This window comes from Gilvimarinus japonicus (assembly GCF_042847215.1).
Taxonomy (GTDB): Bacteria; Pseudomonadota; Gammaproteobacteria; order Pseudomonadales; family Cellvibrionaceae; genus Gilvimarinus; species Gilvimarinus japonicus.
In genome coordinates this window covers 2,859,081-2,872,622 of sequence record NZ_AP031500.1, presented here as the reverse complement: position 1 = coordinate 2,872,622, position 13,542 = coordinate 2,859,081, and the positions used below count along the sequence as shown (strand labels likewise).

The 13,542-nt window shown below is 53.1% G+C and carries 15 protein-coding genes and 1 tRNA gene; 14 read left to right on the top strand and 2 right to left on the bottom strand.

Going from position 1 to position 13,542, the window contains the following annotated elements:
• The first annotated feature begins 47 nt into the window (after positions 1 to 47).
• The 5 genes from pheT (at position 48) to ACGHAD_RS12190 (ending at position 4,303) form a co-directional block, all read left to right on the top strand.
• On the top strand, positions 48 to 2,426 hold the full coding sequence (gene pheT, locus ACGHAD_RS12210; protein ID WP_382418552.1) for a phenylalanine--tRNA ligase subunit beta: 2,379 nt from the start codon (positions 48 to 50) through the stop codon (positions 2,424 to 2,426).
• 10 nt (positions 2,427 to 2,436) lie between these two features.
• The gene (gene ihfA, locus ACGHAD_RS12205; RefSeq protein WP_339617168.1) at positions 2,437 to 2,745 is read left to right on the top strand and encodes an integration host factor subunit alpha; all 309 of its coding nucleotides are present in this window, start codon (positions 2,437 to 2,439) and stop codon (positions 2,743 to 2,745) included.
• Complete coding sequence (locus ACGHAD_RS12200; protein ID WP_339617167.1) at positions 2,726 to 3,085, top strand: MerR family transcriptional regulator; 360 nt, start codon at positions 2,726 to 2,728, stop codon at positions 3,083 to 3,085. The genes ihfA and ACGHAD_RS12200 overlap by 20 nt, the downstream gene beginning before the upstream one ends.
• A gap of 142 nt (positions 3,086 to 3,227) precedes the next feature.
• Positions 3,228 to 3,304 (top strand) — tRNA-Pro (locus tag ACGHAD_RS12195).
• A gap of 255 nt (positions 3,305 to 3,559) precedes the next feature.
• On the top strand, positions 3,560 to 4,303 hold the full coding sequence (locus ACGHAD_RS12190; protein WP_339617166.1) for a SapC family protein: 744 nt from the start codon (positions 3,560 to 3,562) through the stop codon (positions 4,301 to 4,303).
• Between the two features lie 69 nt (positions 4,304 to 4,372).
• Here the strand turns inward: ACGHAD_RS12190 and ACGHAD_RS12185 are convergent, their stop codons facing one another.
• Positions 4,373 to 4,798: a universal stress protein gene (locus ACGHAD_RS12185; protein WP_339617165.1), complete on the bottom strand. Its 426-nt coding sequence runs from the start codon at positions 4,796 to 4,798 to the stop codon at positions 4,373 to 4,375.
• Between the two features lie 164 nt (positions 4,799 to 4,962).
• Here ACGHAD_RS12185 and ACGHAD_RS12180 point away from each other — a divergent pair, with 164 nt between their 5' ends.
• The 3 genes from ACGHAD_RS12180 (at position 4,963) to ACGHAD_RS12170 (ending at position 7,291) form a co-directional block, all read left to right on the top strand.
• A complete protein-coding gene (locus ACGHAD_RS12180; RefSeq protein WP_339617164.1) occupies positions 4,963 to 5,877 on the top strand; it encodes a TIGR01777 family oxidoreductase in 915 nt (304 codons plus the stop codon).
• A gap of 147 nt (positions 5,878 to 6,024) precedes the next feature.
• Positions 6,025 to 6,513, top strand: a complete 489-nt coding sequence (locus ACGHAD_RS12175; RefSeq protein ID WP_382418556.1) for an Hsp20 family protein — start codon at positions 6,025 to 6,027, stop codon at positions 6,511 to 6,513.
• Between the two features lie 118 nt (positions 6,514 to 6,631).
• A complete protein-coding gene (locus ACGHAD_RS12170; RefSeq protein ID WP_382418558.1) occupies positions 6,632 to 7,291 on the top strand; it encodes a class I SAM-dependent methyltransferase in 660 nt (219 codons plus the stop codon).
• A 3-nt stretch (positions 7,292 to 7,294) separates the two neighbouring features.
• Here the strand turns inward: ACGHAD_RS12170 and ACGHAD_RS12165 are convergent, their stop codons facing one another.
• Entirely contained in the window at positions 7,295 to 8,305 is a 1,011-nt protein-coding gene (locus tag ACGHAD_RS12165; RefSeq protein ID WP_382418560.1) for a GlxA family transcriptional regulator, read from the bottom strand.
• A 132-nt stretch (positions 8,306 to 8,437) separates the two neighbouring features.
• On the opposite strand from ACGHAD_RS12165, the gene ACGHAD_RS12160 reads away from it, so the two are divergent.
• The 6 genes from ACGHAD_RS12160 (at position 8,438) to xerD (ending at position 13,535) form a co-directional block, all read left to right on the top strand.
• Complete coding sequence (locus ACGHAD_RS12160; RefSeq protein ID WP_382418562.1) at positions 8,438 to 10,336, top strand: beta-ketoacyl synthase; 1,899 nt, start codon at positions 8,438 to 8,440, stop codon at positions 10,334 to 10,336.
• A gap of 176 nt (positions 10,337 to 10,512) precedes the next feature.
• Positions 10,513 to 10,752 (top strand): 30S ribosomal protein S16, encoded by a 240-nt coding sequence (gene rpsP, locus ACGHAD_RS12155; protein WP_041523742.1) that lies wholly within the window; start codon positions 10,513 to 10,515, stop codon positions 10,750 to 10,752.
• 11 nt (positions 10,753 to 10,763) lie between these two features.
• Positions 10,764 to 11,303 carry a ribosome maturation factor RimM gene (rimM, locus tag ACGHAD_RS12150; protein ID WP_339617159.1) on the top strand — a complete coding sequence of 180 codons (540 nt, stop codon included), beginning with the start codon at positions 10,764 to 10,766 and terminating at the stop codon, positions 11,301 to 11,303.
• Between the two features lie 98 nt (positions 11,304 to 11,401).
• Positions 11,402 to 12,109 (top strand): tRNA (guanosine(37)-N1)-methyltransferase TrmD, encoded by a 708-nt coding sequence (trmD, locus tag ACGHAD_RS12145; RefSeq protein ID WP_382418619.1) that lies wholly within the window; start codon positions 11,402 to 11,404, stop codon positions 12,107 to 12,109.
• Between the two features lie 39 nt (positions 12,110 to 12,148).
• Positions 12,149 to 12,502: a 50S ribosomal protein L19 gene (gene rplS / locus ACGHAD_RS12140; protein ID WP_339617157.1), complete on the top strand. Its 354-nt coding sequence runs from the start codon at positions 12,149 to 12,151 to the stop codon at positions 12,500 to 12,502.
• A gap of 133 nt (positions 12,503 to 12,635) precedes the next feature.
• Complete coding sequence (xerD, locus tag ACGHAD_RS12135) at positions 12,636 to 13,535, top strand: site-specific tyrosine recombinase XerD (protein ID WP_382418621.1); 900 nt, start codon at positions 12,636 to 12,638, stop codon at positions 13,533 to 13,535.
• Positions 13,536 to 13,542 lie beyond the last annotated feature (7 nt).

Below are 13,542 nucleotides of genomic sequence, written 5' to 3'. Positions count from 1 at the left end.
GCCCGAAATAAAATAGACAGGCCCCACAGGCCGAAAGAGATTGAACTATGAAAGTAAGTGAATCCTGGTTGCGCGAGTGGATTAACCCCGAGGTGAGTGTCGAAACACTCGTCGAGCAACTCACCATGGCCGGCATCGAGGTAGATGCTACCGAACCGGTAGCCGGTGCGTTTAGCGGTGTTGTTGTGGGTGAGATTGTCGCCATAGAGCAACACCCCGATGCCGATAAACTGAGAGTTTGTCAGGTTGCAGGCCACCCAGACGGCGGTGACATTCAGGTAGTGTGCGGTGCGCCCAATGCGCGCGTCGGTTTAAAAGCGCCTTTTGCCACTGTGGGTGCGCAATTACCGGGTGATTTTAAAATCAAAAAAGCCAAGCTGCGCGGTGTCGAATCCTTTGGCATGTTGTGCGGCCAGACTGAACTTGAAGCGGGCGATGACGACTCCGGCCTGTGGGAGTTGGCCTCCGACGCGCCGGTCGGGCAAGATCTGCGCGATTACTTAAACCTTAACGACACGTTGATTGAGGTGGACATTACCCCTAACCGTGGCGACTGCTTGAGTGTTCGCGGGCTGGCGCGCGAACTAGGTGTGATTAACCGGCAAGCGGTTAGCGCTGTGGCGGTAAAACCGGTGGCAGAGGCTATTGCCGATACTCGGTCGGTTACCTTGCAGGCACCTGAGTCTTGTAGCCGTTATCTGGGCCGAGTGATTCGTCGTGTAAATGTTGGTGCGCCCAGCCCTGCATGGCTGCAAGAAAAGCTGCGCCGCTCGGGTGTGCGCTCGATTGATGCTGTGGTGGATGTTACCAATTACGTATTGCTTGAGTTGGGGCAGCCCATGCACGCGTTTGATTTGGCAAAAATCAACGGTGGTATTACCGTGCGTCACGCTCACGACGGTGAAACGCTCACACTGCTCGATGAACAAGCAATAACCCTTCAGTCCGACACGTTGGTGATCGCTGACGACCGGGCGCCGCTGGCAATGGCAGGCATTATGGGTGGGCTTGACAGCTCAGTTACCGCCGCCACCCAAGATATTCTGCTTGAGAGCGCATTCTTTAATCCGCTGGCCATTGCCGGTCGGGCGCGTAATTATGGCTTGCATACAGACTCTTCTCACCGTTTTGAACGCGGCGTAGACTACCAGTTACAGCGCGACGCAATTGAGCGGGCCACTGAACTGTTGTTGGCTATTGTCGGTGGCGATGCCGGCCCAATAGTCGAAGAGGTGGCTGCAGAGCTGCCTAGCGAGCAAGTGGTCACTTTGCGCCAAGAGCGTATTGCCAGTGGCTTGCATATTGATATGGATGCGGAGACCGTCGAAGATATTCTGTCTCGCTTAGGGTTAGAGATTGCCGAGCGCACCGATGCTGGTTGGCAGGTGCGAGTGCCCAGCTGGCGCTTTGATATCGACATCGAGGCCGACTTGCTCGAAGAGCTGGCGCGGATTTACGGTTATAACCGCTTGCCCACCCGCGTTCCCGATTCGCCAATGGCGATTAAGGCGCACACCGAGTCGCGCTTACCGCTGGCGCAATTACGCCGCCACTTGATTAGTCGTGACTACCAAGAGGTAGTTACCTACAGTTTTGTCGACCCAAGCGATAACGCCCGCTTTGATCCTGACGTTACCCCCATTGCCTTGAAAAACCCCATCAGTGCCGACATGGCGGTGATGCGAACCACCTTGCTGCCGGGCTTGGTGGCGACTTTGCGCCATAACCTGAATCGCCAGCAGAGCCGCTTGCGTTTATTCGAAAGCGGTCAGCGCTTTATTCCGGGTGCTAATGGCGTCGATCAGCAGCCGACCCTTGCCGGTTTGGTGTATGGGCCACTGGCGGCCGAAAACTGGAACAATGAAACACGCAATGTTGATTTCTTTGATGCTAAGGGTGACGTTGAATCTTTGCTGGCGCAAACGGGCGATGCCGCACGTTTTAGTTTTCGCGCTGGCCGTCATCCGGCTTTACACCCTGGGCAGTGCGCCGAAGTCGTTTGTGCTAGAGAGGTTGTTGGCTATGTGGGCGCTATCCACCCAGCGCTACAGCAAGAGCTAGACATCCCCGCGGGCGTGTTTGTGTTTGAGTTGGTGCTAAAACCTCTGCTTAATGCTCAGGTGCCAAGCTTTACGCCGCTGTCGCGCTTCCCGGCCAACCGGCGTGATTTAGCGTTGCTGGTAGACCGGGAGTTGCCGGTTGATCACTTGCTAAACGGCGTCCGCGAAACGGCGGGCGAGTACCTCTCAGACTTAAAGGTCTTTGACTTGTATGTGGGCAAAGGCATTGATCCGCATAGAAAAAGTGTCGCTTTGGGCTTGACCTTTCAGCATCCTTCACGCACTCTTACCGATGATGAAATCAATGGATTTATCGGGCAGGTGGTTGATCATCTGCAAAACCAACATGGTGCAACCCTGAGATAGGCAACAACCTATGCCCAACGGCGCGCTGACAAAAGCGGATTTGGCAGAAAAACTCTACGAAGAACTTGGTCTCAATAAGCGTGAGGCCAAGGAGCTGGTTGAGCTGTTTTTTGAAGAAATACGCGGCTCACTTGAGGCCAATGAGCAGGTTAAATTGTCGGGGTTTGGCAACTTCGATTTGCGCGATAAAAGTCAGCGTCCAGGGCGCAACCCCAAAACCGGCGAGGAGATTCCCATCAGTGCTCGCCGGGTGGTTACCTTCAGGCCGGGACAGAAACTGAAGGCACGAGTAGAGACCTATGCTGGAACCAAGCCATAACGACGAGTTGCCGGTTATACCCGGTAAGCGTTACTTCACTATTGGTGAAGTCAGCGAGCTGTGTGCCGTAAAGCCACACGTGCTGCGCTACTGGGAGCAGGAATTCCCACAGCTTAAGCCGGTTAAACGCCGTGGTAATCGCCGCTATTATCAGCGGACCGATGTGCTCACCATCCGCCAGATTCGCGCTTTACTGTACGATCAGGGGTTTACCATTGGCGGTGCCCGCCAGCAAATGAGTGGCGAGACCGCGCAGCAAGATGCCAGCCACTTTAGCCAGTTGGTCAATCAGATGATCTCCGAGCTTGAGCAACTGCTAGACGTCTTAAACACCAAGTAAATCAAACAATTACTTACAGCCGCCGAAACATACGTGCGGTTGTGGGTCACCGGTACGGCAATGGTATTGTCTGTTGCATTCTTAAAAAAATCCGGTATTATGCCCAGCTCTCGAAGTAAGCCTATCGGCTTGTTTTGACCGTCGGAACGTAGCGCAGCCTGGTAGCGCACTACACTGGGGGTGTAGTGGTCGTGGGTTCGAATCCCGCCGTTCCGACCATTTTTCTTTTCCCGTCAGCTCTCTTGCCGTGTCGCGCTTTACTTGCAACGCCCTGCCTAGTAACTATCAGTCCCTTTCACGGGGGATCTATTTCTCGTCCTGTTAAAAATTACCCTTGTATTCTCGGCAAACGCCCCCAAAAATTAGCAATGGCCGTTATAGGGTGGCAGTGAGTGACCAAAATGCTACTATGTGCGCCTATTTTTTTGATTTTGCGAACCTGATAGGGCGCGACAATAACAACGGAGTATTCACGTGACTAAGCAGTTAATGATTTACAACAATATCCAGCCTTTAACCAGCGATAAGCACCGCACTCTGTCGGTAAGTATCGACTCTTACGACTTTATCTCGGAGATGACCTCGGCGCCTTTGTTGGCCACCGAGATACCTTTTGCTGCCGCTGAATACGCTGTTATTTTTTCGGCGCCTAACGAGCAGGGCGAGCACACCCCTTTGGCAGTGATGGGCGTCAAGCAGGGTGAAAACCTAATGCTGACCGACGATGGCCGTATTAATGCGCGCTACATCCCAGCATTTATCCGCCGTTATCCCTTTGTGTTTGCCGGTGGCAAAGATTCAGAAAACCTGACTCTGTGCATTGACGAAGACAGTAAAGCGCTGGTTGCCGATGGCAGTAAAGGGCAGCGTTTGTTTGATGACAATGGCGAGCAAACTGATCACTTGAAAGAAGTGTTGAAGTTCCTGCAGGATTACCAATACCGCGCTGAGATGACAAGAACGTTCTGTAAAACGCTAAAAGAGTTGGATTTGTTAGAGCCAATGCAGGCTAATATCGAATTTAACGGCAATGCTGATAACAATATGAGCATTAAAGGCTTTTACACCGTTAAGCGTGAAAAGCTTAAGGCGTTGAGCGATGAGCAACTGCTGGATTTATTTAAGAAGGATGGCATGGAGCTGATCTATGCTCACTTGCAGTCGTTGAGCAACCTTAACCGTTTGGTTGAATTTAAAAACGCTAAGTTGGCCAGTTAATCGGCCAGTGTTTTAGGGTTGTAAAAAGCCGACGCAAGCGTCGGCTTTTTTGTGGGTGCTTGTTTCTGATTAGCCTGTGTAGATGGACAGCACATCTCGCTTGGCACCGTCGTGGATGCTGCTGGAGGTCGAACCTAAAAAACGCTTTAAGCCGTGCTTGCCGTGGCTACCAGTTACGATGAGATCCGCATTTAAAGTGTTGGCGAGTTGGTGCACTTCATAGGCTGGGTCACCAAATGTAATATGGAGGTTGGCGTGCGGTATGCCGTAGCTATCAGCCAGTGCTGAAAGCTGTGGGTACACGGTTTGGCGTATCTGCATTTCATTGACGCTGTGGTTGTGGCCGGTGACGTCGCCGTATCCGGTTACCGGGTGCTCTTCTACGTGTACTAAGTGAAGCTGTGCGGCGTTTGCTATGGTTTGCGCCTTACTAAGCAGCTGTGTGGCGCCTTCTTCAAGGTCGACTGCAATCAATATGTGCTGATAGCCTGCCATGTGGGCTCCTCTCTATGACGTTAATAATCTCTATCTTACAGCTTAGTTCGCGCCTTGTGACATGGCCATTTAGCGCGCGCATTTTAGCGCTGAGTGAACCATAGTCGATGGTCTGCGTATTTAACAGCGGTGGTTACGGTTTAGTGTCTTAAAGGGAGGCGTCTATGGGGTCCATCAACGTATCGCAAAGTAGTATCTTGCTAACCGGCGGCACAGGATTTATCGGTCAGCTGTTGTGCCAGCAGCTGTGCCAAACGGGAGCAAAGGTTACGGTGCTGACACGCTCTCCAGAAAAGGCTAGGCGCAGCCTTGAACGGCTTGGAGCGTCGGCTACGGATTTTGCGGGTTTATCCCGCTATGAAGGCTTTGACGCGGTGATTAATTTGGCTGGCGCGACTGTGCTAAGTCGCTGGAGTAAGCGCCGACGCCAAACTCTGCGGGACAGTCGTGTCGCATTTACGCAAAGGCTCATGGCCCAGCTTGCGGTGCAACGTCCGCCCCAAGTGCTTGTTAGCGGTAGCGCGATAGGCTATTACGGTGATACGGGTGATGTGGTGGCCGATGAGAGCTGTTGCGCTGGCGAAGGCTTTGCGGCCGACCTGTGCCGGGATTGGGAGAAGCAGGCGCGGCTTTTTTCGGAGCGGGGCACCAGAGTTTGTTTGTTGCGAACCGGTGTCGTACTGGATCAGGGCGGCGGTGCCCTGAGTTCAATGCTGCCGGCCTTTAAAGTGGGGCTGGGCGGACCAGTTGCCAGTGGGGCGCAGTGGATGAGCTGGATTCATCGACAAGATTTGGTGTCGATGATTATCTGGTTGTTGACCCGCGATGATCTTGCCGGTCCGGTTAATGCTGTGGCGCCTAAACCTGTGCGTAATCGGGAGTTTAGTCAGCAGTTGGCCGAGGTGTTACACCGTCCGGCATTTTTCAAAGTGCCCAAATGGGTGCTAAAAGTTCTGCTGGGTCAGGCCGCTCAAGAGTTGTTGTTAAGTAATAATAAAGTGGCGCCGAAAGTGGCCGTTGAGGGTGGGTTTATTTATCGTTACCCGGAGTTAAAAGAGGCGCTAAAGGCGAGTGTGTAGCGTTAAAAAATAAAATTAGATTTATGCCTTGTAATGTAAAAAGCAGGCCTTATATATCAGTTGTACCTGCTCAAAAGAGAGGTGCAAAATCGCCTGATCCGATGGATAGGCACTTTTAAAATATTGCTCAAATTTGAGGATATCATTATGCGTAACTTTGACTTAACTCCTTTATATCGTTCTTCTATTGGTTTTGATCGCGTCGCCGGGTTGCTCGACAGCTTGTCCCGCAACGAGCAAAGTCAGCCGGGGTACCCGCCTTACAATATTGAATTGACAGGTGAGGATCATTACCGAATCTCTATGGCTGTGGCCGGCTTTGACCGCGCCGAGCTAAACATTGAAGTAAACCAAAACAACCTGACTGTATCGGGCAATAAAGGCGCCGAGGATAAATCTCGCACTTACTTGCACCAAGGAATTGCCGCGCGCAATTTCGAGCGCCGCTTTCAGCTGGCCGATCACGTTCGGGTTGAGTCGGCCGCTGTAGAAAACGGCTTGCTGCATGTTGATCTTGTGCGTGAGTTGCCAGAGGCTGTAAAACCCCGGACCATTGACATTGCCGATGGTGTCGCACGCGCCCCTGCAGAGCAAGGCGTCGATCACAAAACGGGTGATGCATCCGAAGCTGCGTAATGTAGCCGTTAAATACGTTAGATTTCCCAGTCAGGTTTTCTAGCTAAAAGCGCCGGCCGTGCCGGCGCTTTTGTTTTGTCGTTACTTTACTCCACTAAAATTTTACCAACGGCTTGTTATGTCTCAGCTACTGCGGTGTCCGCTTTGCCATACCGATTGTCCGAGCGATGAGGCGTCGTGGTTTTATTGCGACCGGAGGCGATTTTACCTTCGCTGTCACCACTGTTATCTTATTTTTGTCCCGTCACGGTTTTATCTTTCCCCTGCTCGAGAAAAGTCTGAGTATGACCTGCATGACAACCAAGTGTATGATCCGGGGTATCGACGTTTTTTAAATCGATTGTACGCTCCGTTAGTCGCCAGGTTGAGCTCTGTTGCTCGCGGTCTTGATTTTGGTTGTGGCCCGGGCCCGGCATTGGCCGCCATGTTGCGAGAGGTTGGCTTTACCGTTGCGCTGTACGATATTTTTTATGCGCCGGATCGATCCGTGCTTGCGACAAAGTACGATTTTATCACCGTCACTGAGGTGGTGGAGCATTTGCATAATCCATATGGAGAGCTGCAAACCTTGTGGGGCTGTTTGGAAAAAAATGGGGTGCTCGCGATTATGACAAAGTTGGCTTTAGATGCGACGGCCTTTGCCGGTTGGCACTACAAAAATGACCCCACCCATATCTGCTTTTTTTCCCGTCAAACCTTTGAGTTTTTAGCTGACACTTTGAATGCCAGGCTTGAATTTATGGCTGACGATGTTGTGTTTTTAACCAAACGGTCGTAATACTTAATCGGTGCGAAATAGTTTGGCGCGGACCATCTCTCGGTAGGCGCTGGGGGTAGTGCCCAATTGTTGCTTGAACAACTCGGCAAAATAAGCGCTGTCCTGATAACCGGATTTTTCCGCCACCTCAACAATGCTCAGGTTGCTGGTTTTAAGCAGCTCTCGCGCAATTTTTATTCTGATCTCTCGCAGGTAGGCCAGCGGCGTTGTATCGGTTGCATTTTTAAAACGTCGGTTTAGTGTGCGGGTGCTCATGCCAAAGCGTCGCGCCAGATCGGCCACCGTAATGGGCCGTGAGTAATTATCCCGAATCCACAGCTGAATTTGAATGATGGTTTCATCCGGGTGTGGGTGGCTTGTGTCCTCGTAAAATGCTGAGCTTTCATAAGAGCGGCGAATCTCGTGAGAAAAGTGACGTTCTACATGGCTAGCAACGGTTTTTCCCATTAGCCGCTGAATAAAATAAACCGTTAAGTCGGCGAGAGAGTTGACGCTGGCGGCGCAGTATAAGTTGCCAGCTTGGGTAATAAAGTGTTGCCGCTTGAGCTGCACATTAGGGTAATTTTTTTGAAACTGATCAAAGTAGTGCCAGTGGGTGGTTGCCACCTTGTCGTCCAGCAAGCCTGCCTCGGCGAGAAAACAACAACCGGTACCGACACCGCAAATAGTGGCGCCGTTGTGGTGTTGCTCTTTTAGCCATTCGATAAGTGCGCCGGCGCGGCGCAGCACAGGGCGAGGGTTGCGCCAGAGAGCGGGCAGATAAATGATGTCGTTATTGCCGGCTTCGGCTAGGGTCGCATCGGGCGCCCAGCGCATACCGGTTGGCGTGGGCAGTTGGGTGCCGAGGGCTACCGCCGTGCGCATGGCGAGGTTAACCGGTGAGGCCTGCGCCGATTGGTGCCTTGCCAGCTGGGCGGTTTGCAGCATCTCCAGCGGTAGCGTGGTGCCAGTGGTGAGCATGTGCTCGGATAACACAAAAGTAATTTGTATCGTCTGTGTTGTGTTGTCTGTCATGGTATCGGCCAAGGCTTCTCTATTTGGCCAGAATACCATAGTATTTGGCTGGTATGGCCGTGACCGTTGCTAGGCTTTGCTTCTACACTCTGCGCTTCTCAGTATCTTCCTTGTCATATTTTGGAGAACGCTATGTCGCGCTTGCCGGTTATTGTGGGGTTTGGTGGGTTTAATGCCGCCGGCCGCAGCTCGGGTCATCACGCTTTTCGGCGGATGATTATTGAGAGTTTAGACGATAACGCGCGGCGCGAGACTTTGGCGGGCTTGGCGGTGATGATGGGGTTTGTCCGTTTTGTTGCCGGGCAGTGGCAAGATCTCGACGGCGGTGTGTTGACGCTGGCAGACATTGAGTCGCGGTTTGGCGCCGATATCGTAGCGGGCAGCCTGATTCGCCGTATCGATCCGGCATTTTTTGATGTCGATAGCGTTCACTGGCAAAAATCTGCCACTCTTAATCCCGAAAACGACAACCAGCGTTTTGTTATGAAGGCGCGCGAGCTTCCCGAGCCGCTGCCCGCTAACTGGCAGGTCACTGAATTGGACGCCCGGCGAGTTACGGTTGAGGTGACCGGTGCGCTTGACGTTAAAATTGACAGTTATCGCGACTGCCCGGTGAAGTCGGCCGGACAGCTACCGCAGGGCTTTAACCCTACTGATTTATACAATGCCCGATTCCACCCCCGCGCGTTGCAGTTGGCCGTTATTTCGGCCTCCGATGCCGTGCGTTCTATTGGTATTGATTGGGCGGATATTGTCGCGCAGATTAACCCTGATCAAGTGGGGGTTTACGCCAGCAATGTGATGAGTCAGTTGGATGACGACGGCTTTGGTGGTTTGCTGCAGTCGCGTTTGCGTGGCGGCCGCGTCAGTACCAAACAGTGCCCACTGGGCCTTAACAGCATGGTCGCTGACTTTGTGAACGCCTATATTCTTGGGAGTGTTGGTCATACCAGTGCCAATGCGGGTGCCTGCGCCTCTTTTTTATACAACCTGCGCTCAGCGGTGGAGGATATCGCCAGCGGCCGCTGTCGGGTAGCTGTGGTGGGTAACGCCGAGGCGCCGATATTGCCCGAGGTGATTGATGGTTACGCGACCATGGGTGCGCTCGCCAGTGAAGATAAATTGCAAAAACTGGATGGTGATAGCGCCACCGATCCGCGCCGTTCAAGTCGTCCATTTGGTGAGAACTGCGGCTTTACCATCGCTGAGTCTGGGCAGTATATCGTTTTGATGGATGATGAGTTGGCCTTAACGCTGGGCGCTGATATCCACGGTGCGGTGAGTGATGTTTTTATTAATGCCGATGGCTACAAAAAATCTATCACGGCGCCGGGGCCGGGCAACCATATCACGTTTGCCAAAGCCGTTGCCGCGGCCCGTGCGATTGTCGGTGACGAGGCAGTACGCGAGCGCTCTATGGTGCATGCGCACGGCTCAAGCACGCCGCAAAACCGCGTTACCGAATCACAGATCTTCGATCAAGTGGCGGAGTATTTTGGCATTCAAAACTGGCCGGTGGCGGCGGTTAAGGCCTATGTGGGGCACTCATTGTCGCCCGCCAGCGCTGACCAGATGATCGCAGCTCTCGGTACGTTTAAGTATGGGGTGATTCCGGGTGTCAAAACCATTGATGCCGTGGCGGACGATGTTTATGGCGATCGTTTGCATATTCCTTTGCGCGATTTCACCCCCGAGCAGGGTATCGATGTTGCCTTTTTAAACTCCAAAGGGTTTGGTGGCAATAATGCTACCGCCAGCGTTTTGGCGCCCCGCGTGGTGGAGAAAATGTTGGCCAAACGCTATGGCGCTGAAGCTTTTGAGGCCTACTGCGAGCGCCGCCAGTCAGTGCGGGCTAATGCTGAGGCCTATGATAACGGCGCGTTACGCGGTGATTTTGCGACAATCTATCGCTTTGGCGAAGGAATGATTGACGAGTCGAAAGTGGTCTTTGATGCCGAAGGCGTCCATTTGCCGGGCTTTGAAAAGCCGATAATACTGGATATCGCCAATCGCTTTACGGATATGGTCTAGCGGCCAGCCAAAGACGATTCGAGCAGCCTGCGTAAAACTTGCACAATAGCGCTATACAACGGCGGTTGTTTCCCTTAGAATACGGCGCCTTTCGCGGTGGACTTGATCCGCTGATGAACCTAATTTTAAACCGAGCGTGGGCAAGCCTGCGCCAATGAAACTACAGGAAAGCTAGAATGGTAACTATTCGTCTGTCACGTGGTGGCTCTAAGAAGCGTCCTTTTTACCACCTGACTGTAACCAACAGCCGCAGTGCCCGTAATGGTCGTTTTATCGAGCGTGTAGGTTTCTTTAACCCTATCGCCCGCGGCCAAGAAGAGCGTCTGCGCGTTGATCAGGAGCGTGTTAACTACTGGGTTGGCCAAGGCGCTCAGTTGAGCGACCGCGTTGCCAAGCTGGTTAAAGACGCAGCCTGATTACTCGCCCGGTGTCAGCAGGTACTTCTAATCTGGTTAACGTCGGGCAAGTAACCGGCGTGTTTGGTGTTAAGGGGTGGATTAAGATCCGCTCTCACACTGAGCCCGCCGCCAATCTCTTTGATTACTCGCCCTGGTGGCTGAAAACAGCCCACGGCGTTAAAGCCTTTGAGATTGATGAGCATCGCGCCCACGGCAAGGGGTTTGTGGCCCACATCAAAGATGTGGATGATCGCGACCTCGCCGCCCAGTACACCAACTGTGTGATTGCGGTTGAGCGCGAACAGCTACCGCCTTTGGAAGAGGGCGAGTTTTACTGGCATCAGTTGCAGGATATGACAGTTGTTAGCCGTTTTGAGGGGGGCGAAAGCCGCTTGGGAACGGTTAAAAAACTGATTGAAACTGGCGCTAATGATGTTCTGGTTGTGGCCCCTGATGCCGACAGTATTGATGAGCGCGAGCGCTTGATCCCCTATGTGCCGGATCAGTTTGTGACTCATATCGATCGGGCGACAAGCACCATTGAGGTGGACTGGGATCCGGCTTTTTAAGTCGCTGATCGCAGCAGCCCAAGTGTTTGAGTGGCGCCAGAACCAGACAAAAAGTTGGTAAAGTCGTGAAGATAGCGGTAGTGACGTTATTTCCCGAGATGCTGGCCGCCGTGCGCGACAATGGCATTACCGGCCGCGCAGTAACGCGGGGCCAGGTGGAAATACAGTGCTGGAATCCGCGGGACTTTACCGCCGATCGACATAAAACGGTGGACGATCGTCCCTACGGTGGCGGCCCCGGGATGTTGATGAAGGTACAGCCACTGCGCGACGCGGTTGCGGCCGCAAAGCAGTGGACGGGCGATGCCCGCGTGATCTACCTCTCGCCCCAGGGGCAAGTGTTTGATCAGGCCGCGGCAGGCTCTATGGCGCAAAGCGGTAACTTGATATTGCTTGCCGGGCGCTACGAAGGCATTGACGAGCGTTTGATTCAGACGGTGGTTGATGAAGAGTGGTCGATCGGCGATTACGTCTTGTCTGGCGGTGAGCTGCCAGCGATGGTGTTGATCGATGCGGTTACCCGGTTGCTGCCGGGCGCACTGGGTGATGCTCAGTCGGCAGTGGAAGATTCATTCAGCGAAGGGCTGTTGGATCATCCCCACTACACGCGCCCCGAAGTGCTCGATGGTGTAACGGTACCGGCTATTTTATTGTCCGGTGACCATGAAAAAATTCGGCGTTGGCGCTTACAGCAAGCGCTGGGGCGAACCTGGCTCAGACGGCCAGATTTGTTGCAAAGCAAAAACTTAACTGAGGAGCAGCGGGCGCTGCTGACGGACTTTCGTCGAGACCTTGATAACGATTGATTCTAGCTGTGAAGCTACAAACTCTTTAGGAGAATTGAAATGACCAACAAAATCATTCAAGAGCTCGAAAACGAACAGCTCAAACAAGAAGTCCCTAGCTTTTCACCGGGCGACACCGTTGTCGTTCAGGTAAAAGTAACTGAAGGCAGCCGCGAGCGTCTGCAGGCTTATGAAGGTGTTGTGATTGCTAAGCGTAACCGTGGTTTGCACTCTGCCTTTACGGTGCGCAAAATCTCCCACGGCGTTGGTGTTGAGCGTACCTTCCAAACTCACAGCCGTCAGGTTGACAGCATTGCTGTTAAGCGTCGCGGTGATGTGCGTCAGGCTAAGCTTTATTACTTGCGTGACCTTACCGGTCGTGCCGCACGTATTAAAGAAAAGTTGGGCTCGTAAGCGTCTAACATCACGGAGCGCACTTTTTGTTAAGTGCGTTTTGTATAAAAAAAGCCGATGTGGGAAACTACATCGGCTTTTTTTATATCGGCCCTTTGCTAGCGGAAGTTGAGTAGTTATGGCATCTAAGCCCTTGTCGGCTGCCGATACGGCAGTGATTGATGCTTATCTCGATCGCGTATGGCTAGAGAAAGGCTTGTCAGAGAATTCGCTGGCCAGTTACCGACGTGACTTGCAGGGGTTTGCGCGATACCTGGCGAGTCAGGATAGTTCTCTCGCTGCATCGCTCGGTAGTCAGAGGGTGCTGGCGTATTTGGCCTGGCGGCACGCTAAGGGTTATACCAGCCGCTCTACCGCGCGGTTATTGTCTTGTTTGCGAGGGTTTTATCGCGATCAGGTGCGCGAGGGGCTGCAGGAGTGCGACCCGCTGGTGGGGATCGAGAGTCCTAAGCTGCCCAAGTCGCTGCCCAAACTTTTAACCGAGCGCGATGTCGAAGCCTTGCTCAAGGCCCCCGATGTGAGTGAGCCGGTGGGGTTGCGTGATCGCGCTATGTTAGAGGTTCTCTATGCCTGCGGTTTGCGGGTGTCTGAGTTAACGGGGTTAACTGTGACGCTATTGAATTTGCGCCAAGGCGTGGTCAAAGTCATGGGTAAAGGCAGTAAAGAGCGGTTGGTGCCGCTGGGCGAAGAGGCAAATTACTGGCTTGAGCGTTATATCCGCGAGGCTCGACCGCTATTAGTCGGGGAGAGGCCGATCGAGGTGTTGTTTCCGAGCACTCGGAGGCAAATGATGACCCGGCAGACATTTTGGCACCGAATTAAGCATTGGGCGTTGGTCGCTGGTATTGATAAGCCCTTGTCGCCCCATACGTTGCGCCACGCGTTTGCTACGCACTTGTTAAACCACGGCGCCGATTTACGTGTTGTGCAGTTGTTACTGGGGCATAGCGACCTGTCTACAACGCAAATTTATACCCATGTGGCCCAGGCGCGTATGCAGGGGCTACATCAGGAGCACCACCCGCGTGGCTGAGGCCTAC

Bases quoted from the DNA above. Each gene is read 5' to 3' on its own strand.
- rpsP (WP_041523742.1), top strand. From the start codon at position 10,513: ATGGTAACTATTCGTCTGTCACGTGGTGGCTCTAAGAAGCGTCCTTTT.
- ACGHAD_RS12175 (WP_382418556.1), top strand. From the start codon at position 6,025: ATGCGTAACTTTGACTTAACTCCTTTATATCGTTCTTCTATTGGTTTT.
- pheT (WP_382418552.1), top strand. From the start codon at position 48: ATGAAAGTAAGTGAATCCTGGTTGCGCGAGTGGATTAACCCCGAGGTG.
- ACGHAD_RS12170 (WP_382418558.1), top strand. From the start codon at position 6,632: ATGTCTCAGCTACTGCGGTGTCCGCTTTGCCATACCGATTGTCCGAGC.
- ACGHAD_RS12185 (WP_339617165.1), bottom strand. From the start codon at position 4,798: ATGGCAGGCTATCAGCACATATTGATTGCAGTCGACCTTGAAGAAGGC.
- rplS (WP_339617157.1), top strand. From the start codon at position 12,149: ATGACCAACAAAATCATTCAAGAGCTCGAAAACGAACAGCTCAAACAA.
- ihfA (WP_339617168.1), top strand. From the start codon at position 2,437: ATGCCCAACGGCGCGCTGACAAAAGCGGATTTGGCAGAAAAACTCTAC.
- ACGHAD_RS12165 (WP_382418560.1), bottom strand. From the start codon at position 8,305: ATGACAGACAACACAACACAGACGATACAAATTACTTTTGTGTTATCC.
- ACGHAD_RS12160 (WP_382418562.1), top strand. From the start codon at position 8,438: ATGTCGCGCTTGCCGGTTATTGTGGGGTTTGGTGGGTTTAATGCCGCC.
- ACGHAD_RS12200 (WP_339617167.1), top strand. From the start codon at position 2,726: ATGCTGGAACCAAGCCATAACGACGAGTTGCCGGTTATACCCGGTAAG.
- trmD (WP_382418619.1), top strand. From the start codon at position 11,402: ATGCTGGCCGCCGTGCGCGACAATGGCATTACCGGCCGCGCAGTAACG.
- ACGHAD_RS12180 (WP_339617164.1), top strand. From the start codon at position 4,963: ATGGGGTCCATCAACGTATCGCAAAGTAGTATCTTGCTAACCGGCGGC.